Below are 26,126 nucleotides of genomic sequence, written 5' to 3' on the forward strand. Positions count from 1 at the left end.
TGCGATTTAAACTTTATTTTTATCAATAATTTCTTGTGCCAAATTAATATGGTTTGTAGCTCCTTTACTAGTTGCGTCATAGTTTATGATTGTTTCACCAAAACTCGGAGCCTCACTCAAACGTACATTTCGCTGGATAATCGTTTTGAAAACCATATCACTAAAGTGCTTTTGAACCTCTTCAACTACCTGATTTGAAAGACGCAAACGAGCGTCATACATTGTTAAAAGAAGTCCTTCAATATCCAAATTCGGATTGAATACTTTTTGTACTTGTTTAACCGTATTTAAGAGTTTGCCAAGCCCTTCCAAAGCAAAATATTCACACTGAATAGGGATAATAACAGAGTTAGCCGCTGTAAGTGCATTTAGTGTAATTAAGCCCAATGAAGGAGCACAATCAATTAAAATATAATCATATTGGTCTTTGATAGGTTCTAAAGCTTTTTTGAGCATAAACTCACGCTGTTCCTTATCAACTAGCTCAATCTCAATAGCAACCAAGTCAATATGTGCTGCGATTAAATCTAAATTAGGAGATTCTGTGTGGATAATCATATCCTTTGCTTCCACAGTATGCTCTAAAAGCTCGTAAGTTCCGTGCTCAATTGAATCAATATCAACCCCTAACCCTGAAGTAGCATTTGCTTGAGGGTCAGCATCAATAAGTAACACCTTCTTCTCAAGTACTCCTAAAGAAGCTGCCAGATTCACTGAAGTTGTAGTTTTTCCTACTCCCCCTTTTTGATTTGCAACAGCAATTATTTTGCCCATAATCTTAAATTTTAATTATCTTGAAAGTAATATTTTATTGGTGATTAAAGCTCTTTACTAAAAAAGACCAGGTATGTTAGGCATTCCTTGTTTGGCAACTGCAGCTAACTCATTTTCATTGATTTGTGTAGCTTTTTCAATCGCTTTATTTAGTGTGAGCACCAAGTAGTCTTCCAATTCTTCTTTATCAGAAAGTAAACTTTCATTGATTTGAATAGATTTTATTTCCCGATTGGCTGTTATGGTAACTTTTATTTCACCATTTGATGAAACTTCATCTATTAAAACATTATTTAAACGTTGTTTTGTTTCTTCAATTTTTTGCTGGGTTTCTTTTAATTTACCCATCATTCCCATAAGATCTCCAAACATATTTTATTTTAATTTTTCTGTGTGGACAAAAGTAGTAATTTTTTTTGAAGTAACAAGTTTGCAAAATTAGGGGTATGTAAAATCAATTTATATTTTTTTGAAAGTGTACAGATTTCTAACATTTTACATTTTTTGTTTTAGAATACTGAAAAATCATTTCAATCTTAAGTAAAAAATACGTGTGAATTCTTTGCATATTTCGTATTTTTGCAAAAAGAAATTTTACAAAAATCATAATAAAAAATACAATTATGGTAAATAAAGTATATTCACAAAAGAAATTATCTTTAAAACCTTACAATACATTTAATATAGATGTTCAAGCAAATGATTTTATTAAAATTCAAACTGAAGAAGAATTAATTAATGCATTACAACAATTTCCTAATCCCTTTATTTTAGGAGGTGGTAGTAATATGCTTTTGACCCAAAATATTGAAAAACCTGTATTTCACATACAACTCAAAGGAATTTTTATAGAAAAAGAAACAGAAGATTTCGTTTGGATTAAAGCTCAGGCAGGTGAAAACTGGCACAAATTTGTTTTACATACGCTAAATCAAGGGTTTGGAGGACTTGAAAATCTGTCGCTCATACCAGGTAATGTGGGGACTACCCCCATACAAAATATAGGAGCTTATGGTATTGAAATCAAAGATGTTATGGAGAATTGTGAAGCGATTCACGTGAAAACATATAAAAAGAAAACCTTCTCCAATGCTGATTGCAAATTTGCGTATCGTGAATCTATATTTAAAAATGAAGAAAAAGATAATTATATAATTACTTCTGTTACGTTCAAACTTACCAAAAGAAATCACGTTTTACATACAGAGTATGGTGCTATAAAAGACGTTTTATCTCAAAGAGAAATTAAAAATCCAACCCCAAAAGACATTTCAGAAGCGGTTATTTTTATTCGCGAAAGCAAATTGCCTGACCCTAAAAAAATAGGAAATAGCGGAAGTTTTTTTAAAAATCCTATTGTGACAAAGATGAAATTTAAGAAACTTCAAGAAAAATATCCTAAAATGCCTTTTTATGAATTAAATCAGGAAGAGGTAAAAATACCAGCAGGTTGGTTAATAGACACTTGTAAATTAAAAGGTTACAGAAAAGGTGATGCGGGCGTACACGAAAAACAAGCCCTTGTTTTAGTGAATTATGGAAATGCTACTGGCTCAGAAATTTTCGAAATTGCTCATTTTGTTAAAAATAAGGTAAAGGAAAATTTTGATATAGAATTAGAGTTTGAAGTCAATATTTTTTAAAAAATTGATTTTCAATTAAAAACAATTGTTATGATTTTTTCAATTTGAATCTTAGTAAATAGGTATTTGCTATTCATTTTTTATGATAACAAACTGAGCTTTAGAACCTGTTGCTAAATTCCATTGATTTTGGGCAATAACCTTTCCACTATCGTCCAAAACTCTGAAGTCTGCTGTGTTAGGACCTGATTCTCCCTGATTTAAAGCTAAAAATTCAATTTTATTGAATCCAGGTTTTAAATTAATTTGAAAGCCATTATATTCTCCTAATAGAAGAATATCGTGAATTTCAACTTTGTCATTTACTAAAATGCTAACTCTATCACCATCAATGGCTTGATAATCTCTACAGTACACATTCACAAATCCGCCATTACTTACGAAATCTCCAAAAAATTGATTCCCTTTTGGAGCATTATATTCTTCCCTTTTATGGTCGTTTAAAACGCCATAATTAGGCTTAAAGTCTATTTTTCGTCGTATCAAATCACTTTTTTTTGTGAAATTAATCTCTTTTTCTGGTGTTTTTAGTAGAGAACCTGATTCGTCTTTTTTTGTAGATAAAGGTAAAGAAAATAGATTATCAGATGAATTAAGTTCGGGAGCATTTTCAAGTGGAACTACAACGGGAACTTGTTTTTTTGAAGTTTCAAAAGTTTGTGCTTTGGCAAAATTAATAGCTAAACACAAAAAGCAAATAAAAATACTTTTTTTCATAACAAATTCATATTAAGTCATCAAAAAATAAATTTAAACTTTGATGAGTTTCATTGATTAATCACAATTGGACTGAAGCTTTTCTAATTTCGCTTTTCTTCTTTCCATCCTTAAGACTTTCAACAACAAAAATACGCCAAAACCGAAAAACAGAACTAAAAAAACTACTGAATTTCGCATATTGTTCGTAAATTGGTCAATAAAGCCATATATTCCCATACCAATAACAATGCCAATTTTTTCGGCAACATCAAAAAAACTGAAAAAAGATGTTGTATCTTTTGTTTCGGGTAGATAATTTGAATACGTTGAACGAGAAAGTGTTTGAATTCCACCCATTACCATTCCTACAAGCATTGCTGTTATATAAAAATGTGCTGGAAGGTAAATAAAATAAGCTACCAAACAAATTACAATCCAAATGCAATTTAAAATAATTAGTACAGGAACTTGTCCCATTTTTTTGACAGCGACAACCGTTAGCCTTGCTCCAAAAATAGCTACAATTTGGATTATCAAAATGCTTATAATTAAGCCTAATGTTCGTTCTTCTGTACCTTTCCAACGGATTTCCTGTTCTCCAAAATAGGTTGCAACTAACATAATAGTTTGTACTCCCATACTATAAACAAAAAATGCGAATAGAAACATTTTCAATCTGTTAGATTCTTTTAATCTTCTCCAGACACCTCGCAATTCTTTGTAGCCATTGAAAATAATATTTTTGTTTATTTTACCTCTTCCCTTCTCAAAATCAGGTAGATATCTGAACGAATACTGACTGAAAGTAATCCACCAAATTCCCACCGTTACAAATGAAATTTTCATTGCTGTAAGGGTTGCTTGTGTTTCATCTCCTCCAATACCAAAAAAAGATGGATACATTACCATTGCTAAGTTGAAAATTAATAGTGTGGTACAACCTAAATACCCCATAATGAAACCCTTAGCACTAACTTCATCATATTGTTCTGGCAAGGCTATATCTGGCAAATAAGAATTATAAAAAACGATACTCCCCCAAAAACCTACAACTCCCAAAAAATAACACGTAAGTCCGAAGTATATATTTTCCAGAGAGAACCAATATAATCCTATGCAAGAAATTGCTCCCAAGTAGCAAAAAAACTTCATAAAAGTTTTTTTATTTCCCAGATAATCAGCTATTCCACTAAGTATGGGAGAAACTAAAACGACCACCAAAAAAGCCAATGATGTAACAAAAGTGATAACGGCAGTATTTTTAAAACTTATTCCGAAAATTTCAATATGAGTTATTTCTGCTATTTTGAATAACAATCCATAAAAGATAGGAAATACAGCAGAAACAATAGTTAAGCTATATACAGAATTAGCCCAATCATATAATATCCAAGCTTTTAGAAGTTTTTTGTGTCCGCGTGGAAATTGAGTTGGCATAAGCAATTTTTTCGTTAGTTAAATTATCAAGGAGGCAAATTTACACTTTTTTAAGATTTTTTCTCTATGTTAGAATAAAAATATCTTTTGACTTAAATGGGTAATTTTCTGTATATTCAAAAAAAATATATATTTGTACTTCGAAATAATGAATGAGTATGATTCACTATATATCTAATGATGTGCTTATTTTGGAGCATATCGAGTCGCTACTAATTAATGATGTAAAGTTAAAATTATCGGAAGAAGCAATAATTAATGTCCAAAAATGTAACGTCTTTCTGAGCCAAGATATTTCAGAGCAATTTGAAGAAAAAGATATTAATAATCAGTATTTTCTGTTAAAATCGTATGCTTGTGGTATTGGAGAGACTATTTCTGACGAAGTTGTTAAACTTATGTTGTTTCTTAAAATTCAGTCGCTGTGCTATGGTTTTAGCGGTGTTCGTTTGGAAATTGTTGAACGTTTACTTGATTTTTTCAATAATAACATTCTTCCTGTGGTATACTCAAAAAACACTCCAGATGATCGTATTGCTCTGGCTCACTTATCATTACCTTTAATCGGAGAAGGAGAAGTTCGCATTAATGGAAAGGTATTCTCTGCTTGTGAGTTGGAGGCCAAATTTGGTTGGAAACCCATACAATTAAGAAATAAGGAAGCTGAAGCTTTATTAGGAGGCACACAACTTACGACTGCTTATGGAGCTTGTAATCTTATTAAAGCATTGAAATTATGCAAGATATCTGATTTTATTTCTTCAATTTCGGTACAAGTTTTTGGAATTAATAGTTTGTTTTTTTCAGAACAGGTGCAGATTGTACGTCCTCACAAAGGGCAAATTCAAACAGCGGATTCTATTCGTAATTTAATGAATAGTAATAAATTAAATATCAATAAAGTTGTTTCCTCTTCAGCTCCTGAGGCTTTTTGTGCTATTCCACAAGTACACGGAGCAGTAAAAGATACAATTGCACACGTACGAAAAATTATTAAAACCGAAATTAATTCAACTACAGATAATCTTTTAGTCTTCCCAGAAAAAAAACAAGTTATTTTTGGAGGAAATTCGCATACCTTACCCTTATCACTTGGCTTAGATTTTCTATCAATTGCTTTAACAAGTTTAGGAAATATCTCAGAAAGAAGGATTTTTTACTTAATTTCTACCTTAAGTACACAGAATAACGAAGAAAATTTGGCTATGTTTTTAAATTTTCCAGTTCTTCAGCGTATAACTGAGGGGATTTTGGCAGAAAATAAACGATTATCGGTTCCCGTAAGTGTAGAAAGCCCTATTTTTACTGAAAAAATGACTGATATTAAAGGAATGGGCGGAAGTTCAGCAGTGAAATGTTATGAAGTGATTAAAAACATAGAACAAATTTTAGCCATTGAATTATTGATTGTAGCTTTAATAATATTCAATGAAAAAAGCCAGTATGACTCTGAGATAATTAAAAAATACATCAAATATTTAGATTTTGATACAAATAAGCAGGATTTAAAAAAATATATTGAAAAAACATTATTATTTTTTAGAGAAAACGAAATTGTTTAAATAAATCAATGTATATATTATATTATTAACTTTCAATTTAATAGAATGAAAAATTATTTTTTTGTACTTTTAGGAGTATTTATAATTTTACAAAATTGCAAAAACCAGACACCCAAAGAACTTGTTGAAGAAATTAAGCAACGAGAAACCTATGAAAGTCCTAAAATGGTTTCTTTATCCGACACTACGCAAAAATCTTTTAATCAGATATTTATAAAAGATAGTGTACTCAGAAAATCTGTTATTAATGACACTAAGAATTTTTATAAACAGAACGGATTTCAAACGCGTTGGCTTTACGAAACCAAGCCAGGAAAATTATTTTATGAGTATATGAAAATTCTGGAAAATTCCGAAAATTACGGATTAAATCCTGAAACCTATAATCATAAACTTTTGTTACAATCTGTTGAAAATCTTTACACTTCCTCCCCTATTCTTTCAGAAATTGAAAAATTAGATAAGGAAATTACATCTTCTTTTTTGTTGTTAACCAATCATTTAGGACGTGGACGTATCACAAAATTAGCTCACGGAAAACACATTTGGAAACGTTCAAAAAAGAATAGAGACGATTTGGAAATATTATTGAAAATAAAAGATGATGAAAAACTATCAGAAATTGTTGACGCTTTACATCCTCAGCATTCTCTTTATAAGCGAATGAGTGAAAAATACAAAACATTAAAAGATACTGAAGAAGATTCAATAATAGAGGTTATAATTCCTCAACCAAAAGAATTTTTAGTGGGATATAAACACAAGTCAGTAGAAAATTTAAGACAGAATTTAGCACAAAAAGGCTATGAAGCAATTCCAGAAAACTTGGCTAATCAGGTAGATAGTACTTTGTTGAAAGCATTGATGCAATTTCAAGAAGATAAAGGAATTAAACCAGATGGAATCCCTGGTAAATCAACTCTTTATTATTTGAATATGACTCTTTCTCAAAAACGTGATTTACTTCAACTTAATATGGAGCGTATACGACTACTAAACAATGATTTAGGTGATGATTACATTGTTGTGAATATTCCTGAATTTAAGATGTTTATCTATCATAAAGATTCTATGATTCATCAAATGAATGTAATTGTAGGGAAAGAATATACGGCTACACCTGTATTTATAGATACGTTAAAATATGTTGAATTTCGCCCTACTTGGACTGTTCCTCAGAGTATTATAAAAAACGAGATGATTCCACAAATTGTATCTCAATCCGACCCTGAAAAATACCAAAAACGTGGATATACACTTTACGAAAATGGAAAAAAAATAGATCCAAAGACAGTTGATTGGAAAAGCTCTGATATTAACAAACGAAAATTCAGATTTGTAGAGGCTCCATCTGCCAGAAATTCTTTAGGTTTAGTAAAATTTATTTTAACAAATGATATGAGTATATATCTTCACGACACACCCTCTCCTAAGCTATTTGCAAGAGAAAATAGAGCTTTAAGCCACGGATGTATTCGTGTGGAAGAACCTGCAGAATTGGCGTATCTTCTTCTAAAAAATCAAGATGATTGGACAAGAGAAAAAGTGGTCGAAGCAATGAATTCAGGAAGAAATCAGAGACGTATAAAATTGAATACCAAATTTTTAGTAAATATGCTTTACATAACTGCTTGGGTTGATGAAAAAGGAGATTTGATTATTAAAAATGATATATATGGATTTGATCAAGAACAATTCAAAGAATTAAGAAAATTTCAAGATTAAAAAAATAGGATAGCAAAATTGCTATCTTATTTTTTTATGACAACCTTAAAATATTAAAGCATAGAATATTCTATTAATTTTAGGACATTTAGGTATTTAGAAGAACTTAAATATTTTGGATTGTTGTAGTAAGCAAAAATCATTGTCTTTTCCTTGATAGTCTCTATAACTTGTTTATAAATATCTTTAGGCAGCACAGGACATCCCAAACTTCTTCCCATACGACCATTTTTCTTTATGTAATCCTCACTGGCATAATCAGCTGTGTGGATTACCACACCACGTTCCGCCATATTGCTGTTGTATCCTTTTTCATCACCGTGAAGTTGTAAGCTGAATCCTCTACTTCCCATATAGGTTTTTCCTGTGATATAAAAGCCAATACTGCTTTTGTTGGATTCTTTGATATTTGAAAATGAAGTGGGGGTTTTTTCTCCGCTTTTTTTACCGTGTGCAACATAGGTGTTGTAGATAATTTGCTTGTTTTCCAAGTCAATTGTGTAGAAGCGTTTTGTGTTGCAATCCTTTGAGAAGTCAATAATTGAAAAGATTTCTTTATCGTTTAGGCGTTGCTGTTTTCTGAGAGATTGATAACCAATGTAAGCGTATCTGAAAGCTTCAAAGTTTAAATCGTATTCTTCTGCCCCAATTTCATCATAAACATCTTTGATGTTTGTTTCCATTTTCTTTAGAGCCAAAGTAACATATTCTTTTGAATTAACGGAATCACTAATTGGTTCAAAAACAATGTTTTCTGCCTTTGTTAGATGTGTTGAAATACTTAAAATAAATAAACAAATTACACGGAATATCTTGTTCATAACATATGATTATTATACTATAACAAAAATCGATGCAAAGCTATGTCCATATAAATTAAAAAACAAGAGCTTAGTGAATAAAAAATTGTTAATTAACATTTTTATAGTAAATAAAAAATTGCTGAACTATTTTGTATTTATTTATTTTTGCAGTGTAAATATTTTATTATGAAGAGATTAATTTTAACGTTTGGTTTTATTTTTATCTGTAATTTTTTGACAGCTCAGCAAGGAAGTTCTTCATTTTCAAAAACTTATTCCCCAAATAATTGGACTTTTGGTGGGAATATAGGTCTTTCAGGAGGAAGTTATGGACTAGGAATTTTCATTACACCAAGAGTTGGTTATAAAGTAACAGATGCTTTTGAAGTAGCTGCAAATCTGAATTATACATTTCAAAATACAGAATTTTACAAAAATAATCTTTTAGGATTTGGTCCTTCTGTTAATTATTACATACAACGAAATTTTTTCTTAAATTCTTCCTTTCAGCATTATTTTGTATCACAAAAACACAAAATTACTAAAACTTCGTATAATGTGAGAGAAAATGCATTATATGTGGGAGGTGGTTATATGCAACATTTAGGTGGAAGAGCTTATATGCAGCTCGGCTTTTCATATAACATACTTTACAATAAAAATAAAAGCATATTTTCCACAGGATTTGTTCCTAACGTGGGAATTGTTATCGGGTTGTAAAATTTTTCTTTTTCCTTTTTCTATTTTTGTTTGTTTTTGTACCTTTGCACCCGAATTAATAACAAGAGGAAAGATTTGGACTGATTGCAACCTCTTTTTGGAACTTCCAAAAAAATGCTAAAACAGTGATTTATATTGCTTTATAATTGCTAAATGATTCTTTCTTTAATAAGAAATGAATTAATGAAAATTGCAGTTATCGCCTAAAATCTTCCTTTCTAAAAATTTTATAGAAATGGGATATTTATTTACTTCCGAGTCCGTTTCAGAAGGACATCCAGACAAAATCGCAGACCAAATTAGTGACGCACTTATTGACAATTTCTTAGCTTTTGACCCAACCTCAAAGGTTGCCTGTGAGACCTTGGTAACTACAGGGCAAGTGGTATTAGCTGGTGAAGTAAAATCGAACACATATATTGATGTTCAGCAAATTGCAAGAAATGTTATTCGTAAAATTGGCTACACCAAAAGCGAATATATGTTTGAGGCAAACTCTTGCGGAATTTTATCGGCAATTCACGAACAATCACCCGATATTAACCAAGGTGTTGATAGAGGAAATCCAGAAGAACAAGGTGCTGGTGACCAAGGTATGATGTTTGGTTATGCTGTTAACGAAACAGAAAATTATATGCCTTTGGCGTTGGATTTATCTCACGCTTTGTTAAAAGAATTAGCTGAATTACGTCGTGAAAATAAGGAAATTACCTATCTTCGTCCTGATGCAAAGAGCCAAGTTACTTTGGAATATAGCGATGATAATAAGCCCATTCGCATCAATACAATTGTAATTTCAACCCAACACGATGATTTTGATACAGAGGAAAAAATGTTACAAAAAATCAAAAACGATATTGTAACTATCTTAATTCCAAGGGTTATTAAAAAATATCCGCAGTACGCACCTTTCTTCGACGAAAAAATAAAGTATCATATTAATCCTACAGGAATTTTCGTCATTGGAGGACCACACGGTGATACAGGTTTAACGGGCAGAAAAATTATTGTTGATACGTATGGCGGAAAAGGAGCTCACGGAGGCGGTGCTTTTTCAGGAAAAGACCCAAGTAAAGTGGACAGAAGTGCTGCTTACGCAATGCGTCACATCGCCAAAAATATGGTCGCCGCTGGGGTTGCTGACGAAATTTTGGTACAAGTAAGTTATGCTATTGGAGTTGCTGAACCTACAGGTCTGTACATAAATACGTATGGTACATCAAAAGTGAATTTAACAGATGGAGAAATCGCTAAAAAAGTACAAAACATCTTTAAATTAAGACCTTATGATATTGAGCAACGACTCAAACTTCGTAATCCAATATACAGTGAAACAGCTGCTTACGGACATATGGGGCGTACACCTGAAACTATAACCAAAGTTTTTACATCACCTTACAATGAAACCAAAACGATTGAAGTAGAATTGTTTACTTGGGAAAAATTGGATTTTGTGGATAAAATAAAAACTGAATTTGGAATTTAGTGTATTAGGTATTTTATTCCTTCATTTTATATTTTTTGTTCACTTAGCTGACAGAAATAATGATTTTCGGTATGAATTTTGCTATTAACTTTGTATAAATTGTTCAATCAATAAAAAGTATAAAATATGAAAAATGCAGTATCAATTATCATTGTTTTATTTGTTGCTCTAACCTCTTTTTCGTGTGCGAGTGTAATGGTTGCAGTAGATTATGATGGAAAAGCGGATTTTTCTACCTACAAATCGTATGCATTCTTTAAGGAGGGAGTGGACAAAGCTCAGATTTCGGATTTGGACAAGAAGCGAATTTTACGTGCCATTGAACACAATCTGAACACAAAAGGAATGGTGGCTTCTGACAATCCTGATTTTTTGGTAAATATTTTCACAAAAGAGCGTGAAAATATCAATATTTACAACAATTCCCCCTATTATTGGGGTTGGGGCTGGGGACCTTTTTGGGGAGGTTCTTACTATAATGTAAGTTCAAGTGCGGAAGGAACACTTTACATTGAAATCATTGATGCCCAAAAAAAGGAACTCATTTGGCAAGGTAAGGGAACTGGCTACATTCCCAGAAGTATAGAAGCTAAGGAAGAGGCCATTGCCAATTTTGTAAATAAAATCTTGGAAAAATATCCACCACTGAAGAAATAAAATGTTGGTCAAAATTTTTAAAAAAAAGAGGTAGATTGAATTAGTTCATCACCTCTTTTTTCTTTTTTGACTTTTCTTATAAAAGTTAATTATTTTTTTAAGCAAATTAAGAATTTTAATTCTGAGTCTGGAAATTAATTATTAATTTTGCACGAATATTTTAAAAATTTACTGATGATTAAATGGTTTAAAGCAGAATTTTGGACAACCATTGCTCGTTTAATACTACGAAACAGAATTACGCTTCTGATAGGTATAGCATTGATTACTATATTTTTAGCAATTCAGTGGAGAAACATTCGTTTTACTTTTACAGAAGCAAATATGCTCCCCAATGACCACCCTGTGAATTTGGAATACAAAGATTTTCTATCTAAATTCGGAGAGGAAGGTAATTTAATTCTTTTAGCTATCAAAGATAAAAACGTATATACTCCTGACGTACTCAATCAATGGAATGAGTTAAGCAGAGAATTGAAACGTTTTAAAGAAATAAATGCTGTTATCTCCGTTGAGAATCTTCCAATTCTGGCAAAAGATACTGCTAAACAAAGTTTTACTACAGAATTGCTTCTGAACGGCAAAATTGAAACTCAAAAACAAGCTGATAGCATAAAAACAATTCTTGCGGAAAAATTACCTTTTTATGAAGGACTAATTTATAACAAAGAAACAGGAACTTTACAAACTGCGGTGTATATGGATAAAAAAATCATAAACACTAAAGCTCGTAAAGACTTTATTATCAATAATTTTATTCCTATAATAGAAAAGTTTGAGCAGCGAACTAAATTAAAAGTTCATACTTCGGGAATGCCATACATACGCACACTCAGTGCTCAAAGTATCATTGACGAAATAGGCTTGTTCATTGCGGCGGCTTTGTTTACGACTTCTTTTATTTTCTTTCTGTTTTTCCGTTCATTCCGAGCGATGTTCATCTCAATGACGGTGGTATCTATCGGAGTTATGTGGACATTTGGCTTTCTTGGATTGTTTGATTATGAAATTACTATATTAACAGGACTAATTCCTCCGTTGGTAATTGTTATCGGAATTCCAAATTGTATCTTCTTGATTAACAAATATCAACAAGAAATAAATAAACATGGAAATCAAGCCAAATCATTGCAACGTGTCATACGTAATATAGGTAATGTAACACTTTTGACGAACTTAACAACAGCCATCGGTTTTGCTACTTTCATATTTACAGAAAGTGATTTATTGAAAGAATTTGGGATAATCGCCTCGTTAAGTGTTATTTCAATTTTCATTCTTTCTTTACTTATTATTCCGATTATTTATAGTTTTATGAAGATTCCGAAAGCTAAGCATTTGCGTCACTTGAATAGGAATTGGATTAGTGGACTTATTCGATGGCTTGAAAACACAGTAAAACATCATCGTTTTGCGGTTTTCTCGGTTGCAGTGACCTTGCTAGTGGCAAGTATTATCGGAATTTACAAAATAAAAATATCAGGTAGTTTGATTGAGGATATGCCAAAATCGGCTGCATTTTTTGATGATATTCTCTTTTTTGAAAAAGAATTTGGCGGAATTATGCCTCTGGAAATTGTTATAAACACAAAACAAAAAAATGGAGTGACACGCTTACCCACTCTCAAACGATTGGAAGAGCTTTGTGAACACATTAACGAAATTCCAGAAATTTCAAAACCAATTTCAATTCTAAATTTGGTAAAATACGCGAAACAAACGTACTATAACGGAAATCCAGACTATTACGAATTGCCTACCACACAGGAGCAGAATTTTATAATGTCATACGTACGAAATTCCAAAGGAAATACGCAAATGTTGTCGTCTTACATAGATTCTTTAGGACAAACAGCTCGTATCACAACTTTTATGAAAGACATTGGTACGGAGAAAAAGATGCAACAGATTGAAGAAAGTATTTACACAAAAGCTAGAAAACTATTTCCTGAGGATAAATATGAGTTGAAAATTACAGGAAAAGCGTACTTATTTACCAAAGGTACAACGTATTTAGTAACAAACTTGATTTATTCATTGTCATTGGCAATTTTCCTAATTGCATTGATAATGTCTTATATGTTCCGTTCATTCAAAATGATTGTAGTATCCTTAATACCAAATATTTTACCATTATTAATAACAGCTGGAATGATGGGATTTTTGGGAATTCCACTGAAACCTTCTACAATATTAGTTTTTAGCATTGCATTTGGGATTTCGGTAGATGATACAATCCACTTTTTAGCAAAATATCGTCAGGAATTGGTTGCTCGAAATTGGAAAATTAGTAAATCGGTTTATGCAGCATTACGTGAAACGGGGGTTAGTATGTTTTATACATCTGTGGTGTTACTTTTCGGATTTTCAGTGTTTTTGCTATCAGGATTTGGCGGGACAAAAGCTCTTGGAGGGTTAGTTTCTGTAACGCTACTTTTTGCAATGGCTACGAATTTGTTATTTTTACCAAGTTTGTTGTTAGCTCTTGAGAGAAGCATTGCAAACAAGGAAACTTTGAAAGAACCTCAAATAGAAATTTTTCCAGAGGAAGAAAAAGAAGAAACAAAATCTGAATAATTATAATCTAAAACATTTTTTAAGAATAATTTGTAACTGAAATTTATTTTTATACATTTGGCAAATGATTTTTAACTAAAATTTTATTTTTATGGAAACAAATGTAGTAAACAGCAAAAACATTATGATTAAAAATGGATTGTATTTAGGACTTGCAATGGTTCTTGTCAACGTCATTATGTATGTTTCAGGAATGACTTACTCTGGAAATACATTAATGGGAATAATTAGTACAATACTAAAATTCTCCTTGATGATATTTTTTATTGTATTGGGGATAAAACAATTTAGGACAGAGAATTCAGATTTTTTAAAATTAAGTCAGGCTTTAAAAGTAGGTGTTGGAATTGCACTTGTTATGGCTATTATTGAAGCTGTTTATTCCCTACTTTTCACTACGGTAATTGAACCAGATTTTAACAATAAGATACTTGATGTTCAGAGAGCTGCTATGATTGAAGCAAATCCAAATTTAACACAACAGCAGTTAGATGGAGCTATCGAAATAAGTAGGAAATTTATGTCCCCTGTATTTGCCTTACCAATTTCAATTGTTTGGAATCTATTCTTAGGTCTAATCATATCTCTCATTGCAGGAGCTGTAATGCAGAAAAAAGAACAAACATACTAAAGTAACGTGCTTTATACATATAAATAAGCAATAAGTTTATTACTTGTTGCTTATTTTTTTGTCGTAATTTATCACGATTTTCTGCCTTTCAAAACTTTTTCATTTTTCACTTTCTCATTTTCACTTTTTTAGTATCTTTGCATATTCAATAAATAGGAAATTATGTTTGATAATTTAAGTGATAAGTTAGAAAAAGCCCTACACAACCTTAAAGGGCACGGAAAAATTACCGAAATTAACGTTGCTGAAACGCTTAAAGAGGTACGTAGAGCCTTGCTTGATGCCGATGTTAACTACAAAATAGCAAAAGATTTCACCAATAAAGTAAAAGAAAAAGCACTTGGGCAAAGCGTATTAATGTCTTTACAACCAGGCCAGTTAATGGTCAAAATCGTTAAGGACGAACTTACTGAACTTATGGGAGGAGATGCCTCTGGGGTAAATCTATCAGGGAATCCGTCTGTTATTTTAATGTCAGGTTTGCAAGGTTCAGGTAAAACTACTTTTTCGGGTAAATTGGCTAACTTCCTTAAAAAGAAAAAAAATAAAAAACCATTGCTCGTTGCTTGTGACGTGTATCGTCCTGCTGCGATTGACCAGCTTCATATTGTTGGGGAACAAGTTGGTGTAGAGGTCTTTTCTGATAAAGGAAATAACAATCCTGTTGATATTGCTCAGAAAGGAATTCAGTACGCCAAGTCCAATGGTCATAACGTTGTGATTGTCGATACAGCAGGTCGATTAGCGGTTGATGAGCAAATGATGAATGAAATTTCAAACATTCATAAGGCAATCAATCCACAAGAAACATTATTTGTAGTTGATGCAATGACTGGGCAAGATGCTGTAAATACAGCAAAGGCTTTCAACGATGTACTTAATTTTGATGGAGTTATCCTTACAAAGTTAGATGGTGATACACGAGGTGGAGCTGCCATAACTATTAAATCTGTCGTAAACAAACCTATCAAATTCATTGGTACGGGCGAGAAAATGGACGCTATTGATATTTTCTATCCAGAACGTATGGCTGACCGTATTTTGGGTATGGGAGACGTGGTTTCACTTGTGGAAAGAGCACAAGAGCAGTTTGATGAAGAACAAGCACGAAAATTACAGAAAAAAATCGCTAAAAATCAGTTTGGTTTTGATGATTTCCTTGAACAAATACAGCAAATTAAACGAATGGGAAGTATGAAAGACCTTTTAGGAATGCTCCCTGGAGTTGGAAAAGCTGTCAAAGACCTTGATATCAATGATGATGCATTCAAACATATTGAGGCTATTATTTATTCGATGACGCCAAAAGAACGTAGTACGCCTTCTATTATTGATGCAAGTAGAAAAAAACGAATTGCAAAAGGCAGTGGTAGAGAAATTCAAGAAGTAAATCAGTTGATGAAACAATTTGAGCAAATGAGCAAAATGATGAAAATGATGCAAGGTGGTGGAGGCAGAAAAATGATGCAAATGATGCAAGGAATGCGACGATAATTCTGTTGAAATATCTTAATCATTTTGAATAAATCTATAAAATTACGATTTCAAATAATGCACGATTTTATCCACAAAATAATTGAAAATAAACTACTTTTTACATTAAAAAAAAATGAAGAACAGGCAGTTTGTTCCTCTAATGATTTTATTATAGAACAGACGGGAGAGGCACTCGCTGTTTTTCCTTTTTGGTCGGATAAATCATTAGCTGAGAGTTGTAAAAAAGAAGAATGGAAAAGCTATCAAGTTTCTGAAATTCCACTTTCAGAATTCATAGAATTTTGGTGTTTAGGAATGTATGAAGATAGCATCGTTGCTGGAATCAATTTTGATGAAAATTTGTACGGACAAGAGGAAAATCCAATGGAATTACTAAAAAAAATAATTAATGAAATTGAAAAAAGCAATACAAAAATAACTTTCAAAAATTTTAAATCAATCAAGCATTTAAAGAACTATTTGGAAACTGAAGAATAACTTTAAAATTCTAAATATAAGAAATTGATAAATAACTAACTAACCTCAAACTGATAATATAAATATTTAATGATATGAAACTATTAGACGGAAAAAAAACTTCGGAGCAAATTAAGCAAGAAATCGCTGAAGAAGTAAAAGAAATTAAAGCCAAAGGCGGAAAAGTTCCTCACTTAGCAGCGGTTTTGGTAGGAACAGATGGAGCAAGTCTTACGTATGTGGGTAGCAAAGTAAAAGCTTGTGAAAAGGTTGGCTTTGATTCTACTTTAATAGAACTTCCAGCCGAAATAACTGAGGCAGAGTTACTAAAAAAAATTGAGGAACTGAACAAAAATCCAGAAATTGATGGATATATAGTTCAGCTTCCTTTGCCAAAACATATTGATAGTCAAAAAGTTTTGATGGCTGTTGACCCAGAAAAAGATGTAGATGGCTTTCATCCTGCCAACTTTGGGAAAATTGCATTGGATATGGAGGCTTTCATTCCTGCCACTCCTTTCGGAATTATGGAACTTTTGAAACGACACAATGTAGAAACCAAAGGCAAACACGTGGTGGTAGTTGGTCGTTCGCATATTGTGGGTCGCCCAATGAGTATTCTACTTAGCCAAAAAGGAAATCCAGGGAATGCAACTGTGACACTTACACATAGCTATACGCCTAATTTAAAAGAAATTACACAACAGGCTGATATCATCATTATGGCTTTGGGAATTCCTGAATTTTTAAAAGCTGATATGGTTAAAGAAGGGGTTACAGTAGTTGATGTGGGAATTACTCGCTTGAAAGATGAAAATGCTCCGAAAGGTTATCGAATTGTAGGAGATGTTGATTTTGAGCAAGTTAAAGAAAAAGCAGATTATATCACCCCTGTTCCTGGTGGTGTAGGACCTATGACAATTGCTATGCTACTGAAAAACACACTTTTAGCAAGAAAATGGAAAGATAAATAAAATTTGAAATGATATATAAATTCAGAGTTATACTTGATGTTAAAGAAGACGTTTTCCGTGACATCGTAATTCAAGGAGAGGCTTCATTAGAAGACTTCCACAACGTTATCGTACAATCATTTGGGTTTGCGGGTGACGAAATGGCATCGTTTTACTTAACCGATGATGATTGGAATCAAGGTGAGGAAATCACGCTTTTTGACCTTTCAGAAAGTGGTGAAATTCGTTTGATGGAGGAAACCTCTATTGATTCTGTGGTAAGTGAGGAAGAGCCTAAATTATTGTATGTGTATGACTTCTTCTCAATGTGGACTTTCTTTGTGGAACTCGTAGAAATTGCCGAAGAAGAAAGTGGAGTTACCTACCCTTCCCTACTTTTTGCACACGGTTCAATTCCTGCTGAAGCTCCCGAAAAGAACTTCGAATCTGATGATTTTAATGAATTTGAAGATGAGTTCAGCGATTTTGATATGGACGAAGAGGATTACGACAATTTCAGAGAAGAAGATTATTATTAATTCTCCTAACTGAACAAAAAATAAAGCAATATTTGGCTATTTTATAAATAATTATTAATCGGAAAATCAATTTTCTTTTAGAAAAAGTATTAAAAATTTATGCTAAATCTTTACACCACACACATAGATAGTTTATCTATTCATCGTATTGGAAATCAGAGTAAAAACGAACCTTTATTTCTCTCCGAGCAACCTTATTCACTCAATGATGAAATAGTAGGTTTGCTTAAAGAGTATTTCTTCAAACCCTTTCGGGAAAAAGAAGAAAACTACTTCCGATTTACACACGATGTAGATGTGGAATTCAATGAACTTTATCAGTTAGTTTCTGAAATTTTTGAAAATGAAAATAATATACATTCCGTTTCAAAAAAAATAGCTCAACATCTTTATAATCAGTCTAATCACCCGCACATTAAAAGTGGAGAGCTGTATGTTACACTTCTTCACGATATTTATTTGGATAACAATAAAGTAACTGCTGTGGGGATTTTCAAATCGGAAATGAAACACAGCTTTTTGCAGTTCGAAGAAAATCAAAATCAGTTGGATATCATCATTCAAGAAGGTGTAAATATTCATAAATTAGATAAAGGTTGCATCATTTTCAACGTCAATAAAGAAGATGGTTACAAGTTGCTTTCGGTAGATAGTAATCGTTATGATACGAAATACTGGCTCGAAAATTTTCTTGGTGTAGATGCTTTAATTGATGAGAATTTTTACACAAAAAAATATCTGAAATTCAGTCAAGATTTTGCAAAAGACGTAATTCTTCCAGCAGAAGATAAAAAACAAGAAGTAATGTTTATGAATCGGGCAATTAATTATTTTGCAAAAAACGATGAGTTTGAAGAAACTTCTTTTGTAAACGAAGTAATCGATAATCCAGAACTTATTCCTGAATTTAAGCATTATAAAGTTGAAAAAGGTCCCAAATATCAGATTGAAGATGTTTCGAGCTTTCCGATAGCAAATAAAGCAGTTTCAGATGTTCGGAAAAAAATTAAAAATGTAATTGATTTAGATACTAATATTCAAATACGAATGGATTTTGTCAACCCCGAATCAGCTGAAAAATTTATTGAAAAAGGTTGGGACGAGGAAAAGCAAATGTATTACTATTTGGTTTATTTCAATCGAGAACAGAAAAATTAAACTCTAATTATCAATAAGTTACCTTTATCAAAACAAAATTAAAATTTGATGAAGGTAACTTTGTAGTTTTGTTTGCCCTTTCTCTGTTGTTGCTTTTGATGATTTCAAAATATATCAGTAAATAAGATGAATACAATTTTCACTATTGGAATTTTTCTTTCTTCTTTTTTGTCAATTTTGCTATTTACAAAGAAAGGTAAAACTCTGTCAGATAGTATTTTAGGCACTTGGCTGATATTTATATCTATGCATTTGCTTAGTTACTATTTGTACTATTTAGGATACTGGCAAAAATATCCTCATTTAGTAGGAATTACACATCCTTTTCCGTTGCTTTATGCTCCTTTTTTATATCTCTACGTTGTTTTTTCCCTACGTGCTGACCAACGTTTTCACTTAAGAGATTATCTTCATTTTGTGCCTTTTGTAGTAACGTACCTTTGTATGTTTCCCTTTTTCTTTGGATATACCGCTGAACAAAAACAAATAATTGATAATGAAAATTTTAATAGTTCGTATCAATATTTTTTTGTAGCTACATTTCTGCTTTATATTATTTTGGGAATTGTGTATTCTGTTTTAGCTTATAAGAAAATCACTAATTACCAGAATCTTATAAGTCAGAATTTTGCTTATAAAGATACAATAAGTTTACAATGGCTTCGTTTCATTATTCTTGGTATTGGAATTATTTTCCTGTCAGTAACGATTATTTTGTTGTTACAATATGTTTTTAATTTAAATTTTGGTTTTAATTCCGATTTAATTGGTTTTGTTTTGATAGTGTTACTTGTTACTTCAATGGGATTTTTAGGCATTCGTCAGCAAGGGATTTTTGGTGGAAAAAATGTAAAACCTCAAGATATTATTATCGAAAGTAAACCTACTGAATACAGAAAGTCAGGATTAAAACAGACTGAAGCACAAGCAATACATCAGCAATTACTTGCGATAATGGATAACGAGAAATTGTATCTTGAACCTAAACTCACTTTGGGGCAATTGGCTGAACAAGTGGGAGTATCAACAAACAACCTTTCACAAGTTATCAATCAATACGAAGAAAAAAATTTCTATGATTTCGTGAATTCCTATCGTATAAAAGAATTTATCGAACGCACTAACGACCCTAAAAATAAAAACTTAAATATTTTAGCAATAGCTTTCGATTCAGGATTTAATTCCAAATCTTCTTTCAATCAGGTATTTAAAAAATTTACAGGTGAAACGCCTTCCGAATTTATAAAATCACGAAATGTTTAAAAATTCTATAATTCTTTCCAATAAAGTTAGGACGATTCTAATCATAATTCTCTCCTTCCCTACTTGTATTCCACTTTGAATTTATAAAAAAATACGAATAAAAGAATATTTCTAAAAAATTTCCTAATTATTTTTTATTTCAATAAAAATCATATTTAACTGATTAACTGAATATTAATTGTATAAGCCTATCGGTTAGGACTTATTTATTGTCCAATTATATGGGTTTGGACGATATGTGTAAACTATTGTTTCATCTTTGCATTGAATTCTAAAACAAAGAACAAATGAAAACTTTTTTTACACATTTTTACGCATTCACTTTTTTATTATTGATTTCTTTTTCTGTGAAAGGTCAGTCCATAGAGCAGACTTTAAAAGGAAAAGTTTTTGACCAAGTCACCCACGAACCAATAATGGGAGCTACTATTTTGATAAAAAATTCAAATCCTGCTATCGGGACAAGCACTGATGAAAACGGAAATTTTGTTATTTCAAATCTTCCTGTTGGACGACATAATTTACAAATATCATTCGTGGGCTATGAAACTATTTTGACTCAAGTAATGGTTACTTCAGGAAAAGAAGTTGTGATTGAAATTGCTTTGAAAGAAGATGTTACTGTTCTTAATGAAGTAGTTGTAAAAGCTTCACTCCAAAAGGAACGTCCATTAAATACAATGGCAACAGTAAGTGCGAGGTCATTTTCAGTAGAAGAAACTTCTCGTTATGCAGGAGGAATGAATGATCCAGCGCGTATGGTCTCTGCTTATGCAGGAGTCACCACAGGTAATTTACAAGATAATTCAATTATCGTTCGTGGGAACGCCCCACAAGGTGTGCAATGGCGATTAGAAGGTGTTGAAATCCCTACTCCACATCACTTTTCGGGAGGAAATGTAGCTGGTGGCGGTATTGTTACGCTTTTTAGTAATCAAGTTTTGGGAAATTCTGACTTTCTATCAGGAGCATTTCCAGCTGAATACGGAAGTGCTACGGCTGCCATTTTTGATATGAAATTACGCACAGGAAATACTTCTAAACGAGAACATACAGCTCAAATTGGTGTTTTGGGAATTGATTTTGCCTCTGAAGGACCTTTTTCTAAAACAGGAGAATCATCTTATTTATTCAATTATCGATATTCCACTTTTGGGCTATTGGGTGATTTGGATGTTATTCCGTCTAAACAACGATTAAAATATCAAGACCTTTCTTTTAAACTGAATTTTCCAACTCAACGGATAGGAACTTTTTCCTTTTGGGGAATTGGTGGGACAGACAATACCAGCAAAAAAGCTGAAACTAATCCAGCAGAATGGAAAATTGATTTTGATCGCATTGAAAACAAATGGGAAACATACTTGGGAGCAACGGGAATTTCACATCGAATTAAAACAGGAAAAAACTCTTTTTTACAATCGAATTTGGCTCTTTCTGGTGTAAATACTACGATTATAACTAAAAGAATTACAGATGATTTACAAAATTTCACACCAGATATGGATTTAAAAAATATTACAGGTACATTTACTTTCGGAACAACTCTTAACCATCGTTTTTCTTCAAAAACTACATTTAAAACTGGGATTACTCACAAGCAACTTTTTTACAAATACAATTTAAGCAGTACTCAAGACCATAATCTACCTCTGACGTATGCTCAACTTATTGATGATAAGGGAACTACTAATGTATCAGAATTTTTTGCACAAATGCAATACAATTTATCTCCATCAATGATTATTAATACAGGATTGCATACTGAATATTTTGATTTGAGTAACGAATTTGTCATAGAACCCCGTTTAGGATTTCAATGGAATTTTCTTCCAAAACATAGTTTGAATTTAGGATATGGAAAACATAGTCGTCCTGAAGCTATCAATATTTATATGTTGAAAATCAATGAACAACAACCTAATAAAAACTTGAAACTCTCCAAAGCACATCATTTCATTGTAGGACACGATTGGCGTTTGAATTCAAATTTACGATTGAAAACAGAACTCTATTACCAACACATTTATGACGTGCCAGGGGAAGCAAATTCTTCATACTCGCTTATTAACTTTAAACAAGATTACGCACTTCATAAAACTTTAATAAACAATACTATAGGGAGAAATTTCGGTATTGACATTACACTCGAAAGATTCTTGAATAACAATTATTATTATTTGCTAACAGCTTCTCTCTTTGATACGAAATATAAAGCTGGAGACAATGTGTGGCATAACACACGTTACAACAAAAATTACGTGTTAAATGCTTTGTTTGGAAAAGAATTTTTCTTTAAAAATAATAGTCGTGTGCTTGATGTAAATGCTCGGATTTCCGTTACTGGAGGTGAACGTTATAGTCCCATTATAGAAAATAAATCTATTGATAATAAAATAATTATCAAAGATGAAAGCAGAGCATTCGAAAAATCTTTTCCAACATTGATATATGCTGATTTAACATTAAATTATCGCATCAATCATCGTAAAAGTTCAAGTGTTTTTTCCTTTCAAATGAAAAATATTTTGGGAGCTCCTATCTATGAAGGACACAATTATAACTTTCAAAATCAACAAATTAAACTAAGTAAAAGCACGTTAGTTATTCCAAACTTAAGTTATAAAATTGAATTTTAATGATAAAAATTAGATAAAATGAATCACATCATAAAAAAATACGATAAACCTTTTGTTTTTTTCAGTTTGGCATTGATAATTCCTTGGTTGTTGTGGTTTTATGCAGCTTATTTAAGCCATAAAACTGATAATGAAAGTATTATTCTACAAGGATTTTTACAACTTGCAGGACTATTTGCTCCAATGTTAGTTGCGGGAAGTTTCTTTTTGAAGGATGAATACTTATTTTCTGACCTTAAAAAACGATTTTGGGGTAAAAACTTGTTATCAAACAAATATTTTTGGGTAGCGTTGTTACTCCCTCCAATTTCTATCGTAATGGCTCAATTACTTTCAGTAGATTTTGGACATAGTTTTGAACAATTTTACATTTCAGGGCAACCCTCATTTACATCAAAACCATTTTCTCCTTGGCTATTGTTATTTATCGCTCCTATAGTGGAAGAGTTAGCGTGGCATTCCTATGGAACGGACGCATTACGACAACGTTTTTCTGTTTTTATAACCTCTGTCCTGTTTGCAGTTTATTGGGGATTTTGGCATTTACCTTTATTTTTTGTAAAAGGTTATTATCAAAATAATGTACAAGCTGAGGGATTAATTTATACATTGAATTTTGTAATGAGTTTATTCGTTTTTGTTTTCATAATGAATTGGTTATATTACAAATCTGGTAGAAATGTTTCTATTACTATACTTTTTCATTTAGTAGGCAATATTTCTAATGAAATTTTTGCAACACACCCTGACAGCAAAATTATTCAAACTTCCCTCTTACTGATATTAGTCGTTTACATATTAGTTAAAGAAAAGAGTTTATTCTTTAGTAGTTGAAAATAATTTCGTTTTGATAGACTTTATTTTCGTTTATTTTCGTTTTTATGCATTTATAAGCTATTGATAATATGATAATTGTCAGTATATTTTTATTAAAATGAAAAAAATGTTGTCTGTAAATTTTGTTTATATCAATTTTAATACATACTTTTACCCTTATTTTATTACATTTACAAATTATGAGTAACAATACAGAAAAGAAAAGAACTGGAATGTATGAAAACGTGATGCACGAGTTCAACAAAGCTGCTGATAAAATGAATTTAGATACTGGAGTGCGTAAAATTTTAGCTTCTACTCAGAACGAAATTGTGGTGCATTTCCCTGTAAAAATGGATGATGGCTCTATTGAGGTTTTTACTGGGTATCGTGTTCAGCATAATAATGCTTTAGGCCCTTACAAAGGAGGATTGCGTTACCACCCAACTGTAGATATCGATGCTGCAAGAGCTTTGGCTACTTGGATGACTTGGAAATCTGCCATTGCTGGGCTTCCTTATGGTGGTGGAAAAGGAGGAATTCAATTAGACCCTTCTAAATATTCAAAAGGCGAACTAGAAAGAATTACACGTAGGTTTACATACGCTTTGGGAGATAATATTGGACCTGATTATGATATTCCAGCTCCAGATGTAAATACAAATGCTCAAATAATGGCGTGGATTTCAGACACCTATGCTTCTGCTAAGTCTCCTGCTAATCGTTCGGTAAATTTACACGTAGTTACAGGAAAACCTGTATTGTCAGGAGGATTACAAGGTAGAGATCGTGCTACTGGGTTTGGTGTTGTTGTTTCCATTCAAAAATGGGCTAAGAAAAATAATGTTGATTTAAAAGGAAAAACTTTTATTGTTCAAGGTTTTGGAAATGTAGGCTACTGGGCTGCACATTTTCTTCAAGAATTGGGAGCTAAACTTATTGCTGTTCAAGACCATACGGGTTCAATTCTTAATACAGAAGGAATTGATTCAGAAGATTTGTTGGCTTACACAAAAACGAATAAAGGTGGTGTAAGCGGATACAGCAAAGCAAAAGCTATTGATAATTCAGAATTCTGGAAAACAGATTGTTACCTTTTAGTTCCTGCTGCGTTAGGTAATCAGATTACCACAGAAAATGCCAATGATATCAAAGCCTCACTAATTGCTGAGGGCGCTAACGGACCTACAGATAGTGCTGCAGAAGAAATTTTGATGAAAAAAGGTATTGCTATTATCCCTGATATTCTTTGTAATAGTGGTGGTGTAATAGGCTCATATTTTGAGTGGTTACAAAACAAACGTGCTGAAATTTGGGAAATTGATGAGGTACTAGTTAAGCTCAAACAAAAAATTGAAACTGCATTTGATGCTGTAGTAGCTTCAGCCGAAAAATATCAAACAGATTACAGAACTGCGGCATATATTGTTGCTTTGGCGAAAATAGAACAAGTATACAAAGAAAGAGGGGTTTTCCCTTAATAGATAATGTTTTTGAAAATGAAAAGTCACTCTTTTAAGAGTGACTTTTTTTATTTTTAATTTTCTAATTCAAAGAAACTAAACATATTTCCTCCGTATTTTTTTGAATATGAAAAATTTGGTACTTCTTCTAAATCGGTTTGTTTTGAATGTTCTATAATAAGAACTCCTCCTTCATTTAGCAATTCTCTTTCAAAAACCAAACTTACTATTTCAGAAAATTTTTCCTGAGTAAATTCATAAGGAGGATCTGCAAAAATAATATCAAACTTTTGATTTGTTTTTTTTAGGTAATTATACACATCTGATTTTAAAGGTGTTATAAAGTATTCTAATTCCTTAGCAATTTTTGTTATGAATTGAATACAACCACTATGATTATCTACCGAAATGATGCTTTGACATCCTCTACTTGCAAACTCATAGCTGATGTTTCCCGTACCTGAAAATAAGTCAAGAACTGAAATTTCATCAAAATAGTAACTGTTATTCAATATATTAAATAATGCTTCTTTTGCAAAATCCGTTGTAGGACGCACAGGCAATTTGGCTGGAGCGATGAGGTGTTTTCCTTTGTTTTTTCCTGAAATGATTCGCATTTTTACTTAAT

General features: G+C 31.8%; 23 protein-coding genes. 17 read left to right on the top strand and 6 right to left on the bottom strand.

Annotated elements, in window-relative coordinates; genetic code table 11:
* Positions 1–6: 6 nt before the first annotated feature.
* Positions 7–774: a ParA family protein gene (locus tag YW9_RS0103955; RefSeq protein WP_018278891.1), complete on the bottom strand. Its 768-nt coding sequence runs from the start codon at positions 772–774 to the stop codon at positions 7–9.
* A gap of 57 nt (positions 775–831) precedes the next feature.
* Positions 832–1,146 carry a YbaB/EbfC family nucleoid-associated protein gene (locus YW9_RS0103960; RefSeq protein WP_018278892.1) on the bottom strand — a complete coding sequence of 105 codons (315 nt, stop codon included), beginning with the start codon at positions 1,144–1,146 and terminating at the stop codon, positions 832–834.
* Between the two features lie 251 nt (positions 1,147–1,397).
* Between YW9_RS0103960 and murB the strand changes: the two genes are divergently transcribed.
* On the top strand, positions 1,398–2,417 hold the full coding sequence (gene murB / locus YW9_RS0103975) for a UDP-N-acetylmuramate dehydrogenase (protein WP_018278895.1): 1,020 nt from the start codon (positions 1,398–1,400) through the stop codon (positions 2,415–2,417).
* 69 nt (positions 2,418–2,486) lie between these two features.
* On the opposite strand, the gene YW9_RS0103980 is transcribed toward murB, so the two are convergent.
* Both YW9_RS0103980 and YW9_RS0103985 read right to left on the bottom strand, forming a co-directional pair.
* Positions 2,487–3,134 (bottom strand): hypothetical protein, encoded by a 648-nt coding sequence (locus YW9_RS0103980; RefSeq protein WP_018278896.1) that lies wholly within the window; start codon positions 3,132–3,134, stop codon positions 2,487–2,489.
* A gap of 57 nt (positions 3,135–3,191) precedes the next feature.
* Complete coding sequence (locus YW9_RS0103985; RefSeq protein WP_018278897.1) at positions 3,192–4,553, bottom strand: MFS transporter; 1,362 nt, start codon at positions 4,551–4,553, stop codon at positions 3,192–3,194.
* A 158-nt stretch (positions 4,554–4,711) separates the two neighbouring features.
* Here YW9_RS0103985 and YW9_RS0103990 point away from each other — a divergent pair, with 158 nt between their 5' ends.
* Together YW9_RS0103990 and YW9_RS0103995 are read left to right on the top strand one after the other, a co-directional pair.
* Positions 4,712–6,115 carry an aromatic amino acid ammonia-lyase gene (locus tag YW9_RS0103990; protein WP_018278898.1) on the top strand — a complete coding sequence of 468 codons (1,404 nt, stop codon included), beginning with the start codon at positions 4,712–4,714 and terminating at the stop codon, positions 6,113–6,115.
* Positions 6,116–6,160: 45 nt separating this feature from the next.
* Positions 6,161–7,840, top strand: coding sequence for a L,D-transpeptidase family protein (locus YW9_RS0103995; RefSeq protein ID WP_018278899.1), 1,680 nt, complete (start codon positions 6,161–6,163; stop codon positions 7,838–7,840).
* Between the two features lie 53 nt (positions 7,841–7,893).
* On the opposite strand, the gene YW9_RS0104000 is transcribed toward YW9_RS0103995, so the two are convergent.
* Positions 7,894–8,661 carry a murein L,D-transpeptidase catalytic domain family protein gene (locus YW9_RS0104000; RefSeq protein WP_018278900.1) on the bottom strand — a complete coding sequence of 256 codons (768 nt, stop codon included), beginning with the start codon at positions 8,659–8,661 and terminating at the stop codon, positions 7,894–7,896.
* Positions 8,662–8,829: 168 nt separating this feature from the next.
* Here YW9_RS0104000 and YW9_RS0104005 point away from each other — a divergent pair, with 168 nt between their 5' ends.
* The 14 genes from YW9_RS0104005 (at position 8,830) to YW9_RS0104070 (ending at position 25,516) form a co-directional block, all read left to right on the top strand.
* Positions 8,830–9,363, top strand: a complete 534-nt coding sequence (locus tag YW9_RS0104005) for a hypothetical protein (RefSeq protein WP_018278901.1) — start codon at positions 8,830–8,832, stop codon at positions 9,361–9,363.
* Positions 9,364–9,598: 235 nt separating this feature from the next.
* On the top strand, positions 9,599–10,849 hold the full coding sequence (gene metK / locus YW9_RS0104010) for a methionine adenosyltransferase (protein ID WP_018278902.1): 1,251 nt from the start codon (positions 9,599–9,601) through the stop codon (positions 10,847–10,849).
* A 126-nt stretch (positions 10,850–10,975) separates the two neighbouring features.
* On the top strand, positions 10,976–11,506 hold the full coding sequence (locus YW9_RS0104015) for a DUF4136 domain-containing protein (RefSeq protein WP_018278903.1): 531 nt from the start codon (positions 10,976–10,978) through the stop codon (positions 11,504–11,506).
* A 174-nt stretch (positions 11,507–11,680) separates the two neighbouring features.
* Positions 11,681–14,083 (top strand): efflux RND transporter permease subunit, encoded by a 2,403-nt coding sequence (locus YW9_RS0104020; RefSeq protein ID WP_018278904.1) that lies wholly within the window; start codon positions 11,681–11,683, stop codon positions 14,081–14,083.
* A 91-nt stretch (positions 14,084–14,174) separates the two neighbouring features.
* Positions 14,175–14,714 carry a DUF4199 domain-containing protein gene (locus YW9_RS0104025; RefSeq protein WP_018278905.1) on the top strand — a complete coding sequence of 180 codons (540 nt, stop codon included), beginning with the start codon at positions 14,175–14,177 and terminating at the stop codon, positions 14,712–14,714.
* A gap of 162 nt (positions 14,715–14,876) precedes the next feature.
* The gene (gene ffh, locus YW9_RS0104030; RefSeq protein WP_018278906.1) at positions 14,877–16,208 is read left to right on the top strand and encodes a signal recognition particle protein; all 1,332 of its coding nucleotides are present in this window, start codon (positions 14,877–14,879) and stop codon (positions 16,206–16,208) included.
* A 57-nt stretch (positions 16,209–16,265) separates the two neighbouring features.
* The gene (locus YW9_RS0104035) at positions 16,266–16,688 is read left to right on the top strand and encodes a DUF2750 domain-containing protein (RefSeq protein ID WP_018278907.1); all 423 of its coding nucleotides are present in this window, start codon (positions 16,266–16,268) and stop codon (positions 16,686–16,688) included.
* 74 nt (positions 16,689–16,762) lie between these two features.
* Positions 16,763–17,641: a bifunctional methylenetetrahydrofolate dehydrogenase/methenyltetrahydrofolate cyclohydrolase FolD gene (gene folD / locus YW9_RS0104040; protein ID WP_018278908.1), complete on the top strand. Its 879-nt coding sequence runs from the start codon at positions 16,763–16,765 to the stop codon at positions 17,639–17,641.
* Between the two features lie 8 nt (positions 17,642–17,649).
* The gene (locus tag YW9_RS0104045) at positions 17,650–18,159 is read left to right on the top strand and encodes an IS1096 element passenger TnpR family protein (protein WP_018278909.1); all 510 of its coding nucleotides are present in this window, start codon (positions 17,650–17,652) and stop codon (positions 18,157–18,159) included.
* A gap of 99 nt (positions 18,160–18,258) precedes the next feature.
* Positions 18,259–19,317 carry a nucleoid-associated protein gene (locus tag YW9_RS0104050; protein ID WP_018278910.1) on the top strand — a complete coding sequence of 353 codons (1,059 nt, stop codon included), beginning with the start codon at positions 18,259–18,261 and terminating at the stop codon, positions 19,315–19,317.
* 126 nt (positions 19,318–19,443) lie between these two features.
* Positions 19,444–20,580, top strand: coding sequence for a helix-turn-helix domain-containing protein (locus YW9_RS0104055; protein ID WP_018278911.1), 1,137 nt, complete (start codon positions 19,444–19,446; stop codon positions 20,578–20,580).
* A 287-nt stretch (positions 20,581–20,867) separates the two neighbouring features.
* Positions 20,868–23,219 carry a TonB-dependent receptor gene (locus YW9_RS0104060; protein WP_018278912.1) on the top strand — a complete coding sequence of 784 codons (2,352 nt, stop codon included), beginning with the start codon at positions 20,868–20,870 and terminating at the stop codon, positions 23,217–23,219.
* A gap of 30 nt (positions 23,220–23,249) precedes the next feature.
* Positions 23,250–24,053 carry a CPBP family intramembrane glutamic endopeptidase gene (locus YW9_RS0104065; RefSeq protein WP_026193797.1) on the top strand — a complete coding sequence of 268 codons (804 nt, stop codon included), beginning with the start codon at positions 23,250–23,252 and terminating at the stop codon, positions 24,051–24,053.
* Between the two features lie 182 nt (positions 24,054–24,235).
* Positions 24,236–25,516, top strand: a complete 1,281-nt coding sequence (locus YW9_RS0104070) for a Glu/Leu/Phe/Val family dehydrogenase (protein ID WP_018278914.1) — start codon at positions 24,236–24,238, stop codon at positions 25,514–25,516.
* A 56-nt stretch (positions 25,517–25,572) separates the two neighbouring features.
* On the opposite strand, the gene YW9_RS0104075 is transcribed toward YW9_RS0104070, so the two are convergent.
* A complete protein-coding gene (locus tag YW9_RS0104075; RefSeq protein WP_018278915.1) occupies positions 25,573–26,115 on the bottom strand; it encodes an RsmD family RNA methyltransferase in 543 nt (180 codons plus the stop codon).
* Positions 26,116–26,126: the final 11 nt, after the last annotated feature.

The organism is Capnocytophaga cynodegmi DSM 19736 (genome assembly GCF_000379185.1).
Classification (GTDB): Bacteria; Bacteroidota; Bacteroidia; order Flavobacteriales; family Flavobacteriaceae; genus Capnocytophaga; species Capnocytophaga cynodegmi.

Bases quoted from the DNA above. Each gene is read 5' to 3' on its own strand.
- YW9_RS0103995 (WP_018278899.1), top strand. From the start codon at position 6,161: ATGAAAAATTATTTTTTTGTACTTTTAGGAGTATTTATAATTTTACAA.
- YW9_RS0104050 (WP_018278910.1), top strand. From the start codon at position 18,259: ATGCTAAATCTTTACACCACACACATAGATAGTTTATCTATTCATCGT.
- YW9_RS0104025 (WP_018278905.1), top strand. From the start codon at position 14,175: ATGGAAACAAATGTAGTAAACAGCAAAAACATTATGATTAAAAATGGA.
- YW9_RS0103980 (WP_018278896.1), bottom strand. From the start codon at position 3,134: ATGAAAAAAAGTATTTTTATTTGCTTTTTGTGTTTAGCTATTAATTTT.
- YW9_RS0104015 (WP_018278903.1), top strand. From the start codon at position 10,976: ATGAAAAATGCAGTATCAATTATCATTGTTTTATTTGTTGCTCTAACC.
- YW9_RS0104075 (WP_018278915.1), bottom strand. From the start codon at position 26,115: ATGCGAATCATTTCAGGAAAAAACAAAGGAAAACACCTCATCGCTCCA.
- folD (WP_018278908.1), top strand. From the start codon at position 16,763: ATGAAACTATTAGACGGAAAAAAAACTTCGGAGCAAATTAAGCAAGAA.
- YW9_RS0104020 (WP_018278904.1), top strand. From the start codon at position 11,681: ATGATTAAATGGTTTAAAGCAGAATTTTGGACAACCATTGCTCGTTTA.
- YW9_RS0103960 (WP_018278892.1), bottom strand. From the start codon at position 1,146: ATGTTTGGAGATCTTATGGGAATGATGGGTAAATTAAAAGAAACCCAG.
- YW9_RS0104070 (WP_018278914.1), top strand. From the start codon at position 24,236: ATGAGTAACAATACAGAAAAGAAAAGAACTGGAATGTATGAAAACGTG.
- YW9_RS0104045 (WP_018278909.1), top strand. From the start codon at position 17,650: ATGATATATAAATTCAGAGTTATACTTGATGTTAAAGAAGACGTTTTC.
- YW9_RS0104035 (WP_018278907.1), top strand. From the start codon at position 16,266: ATGCACGATTTTATCCACAAAATAATTGAAAATAAACTACTTTTTACA.
- YW9_RS0104000 (WP_018278900.1), bottom strand. From the start codon at position 8,661: ATGAACAAGATATTCCGTGTAATTTGTTTATTTATTTTAAGTATTTCA.
- YW9_RS0104055 (WP_018278911.1), top strand. From the start codon at position 19,444: ATGAATACAATTTTCACTATTGGAATTTTTCTTTCTTCTTTTTTGTCA.
- ffh (WP_018278906.1), top strand. From the start codon at position 14,877: ATGTTTGATAATTTAAGTGATAAGTTAGAAAAAGCCCTACACAACCTT.
- murB (WP_018278895.1), top strand. From the start codon at position 1,398: ATGGTAAATAAAGTATATTCACAAAAGAAATTATCTTTAAAACCTTAC.
- YW9_RS0103985 (WP_018278897.1), bottom strand. From the start codon at position 4,553: ATGCCAACTCAATTTCCACGCGGACACAAAAAACTTCTAAAAGCTTGG.
- YW9_RS0103990 (WP_018278898.1), top strand. From the start codon at position 4,712: ATGATTCACTATATATCTAATGATGTGCTTATTTTGGAGCATATCGAG.
- YW9_RS0104060 (WP_018278912.1), top strand. From the start codon at position 20,868: ATGAAAACTTTTTTTACACATTTTTACGCATTCACTTTTTTATTATTG.
- YW9_RS0103955 (WP_018278891.1), bottom strand. From the start codon at position 774: ATGGGCAAAATAATTGCTGTTGCAAATCAAAAAGGGGGAGTAGGAAAA.
- metK (WP_018278902.1), top strand. From the start codon at position 9,599: ATGGGATATTTATTTACTTCCGAGTCCGTTTCAGAAGGACATCCAGAC.
- YW9_RS0104005 (WP_018278901.1), top strand. From the start codon at position 8,830: ATGAAGAGATTAATTTTAACGTTTGGTTTTATTTTTATCTGTAATTTT.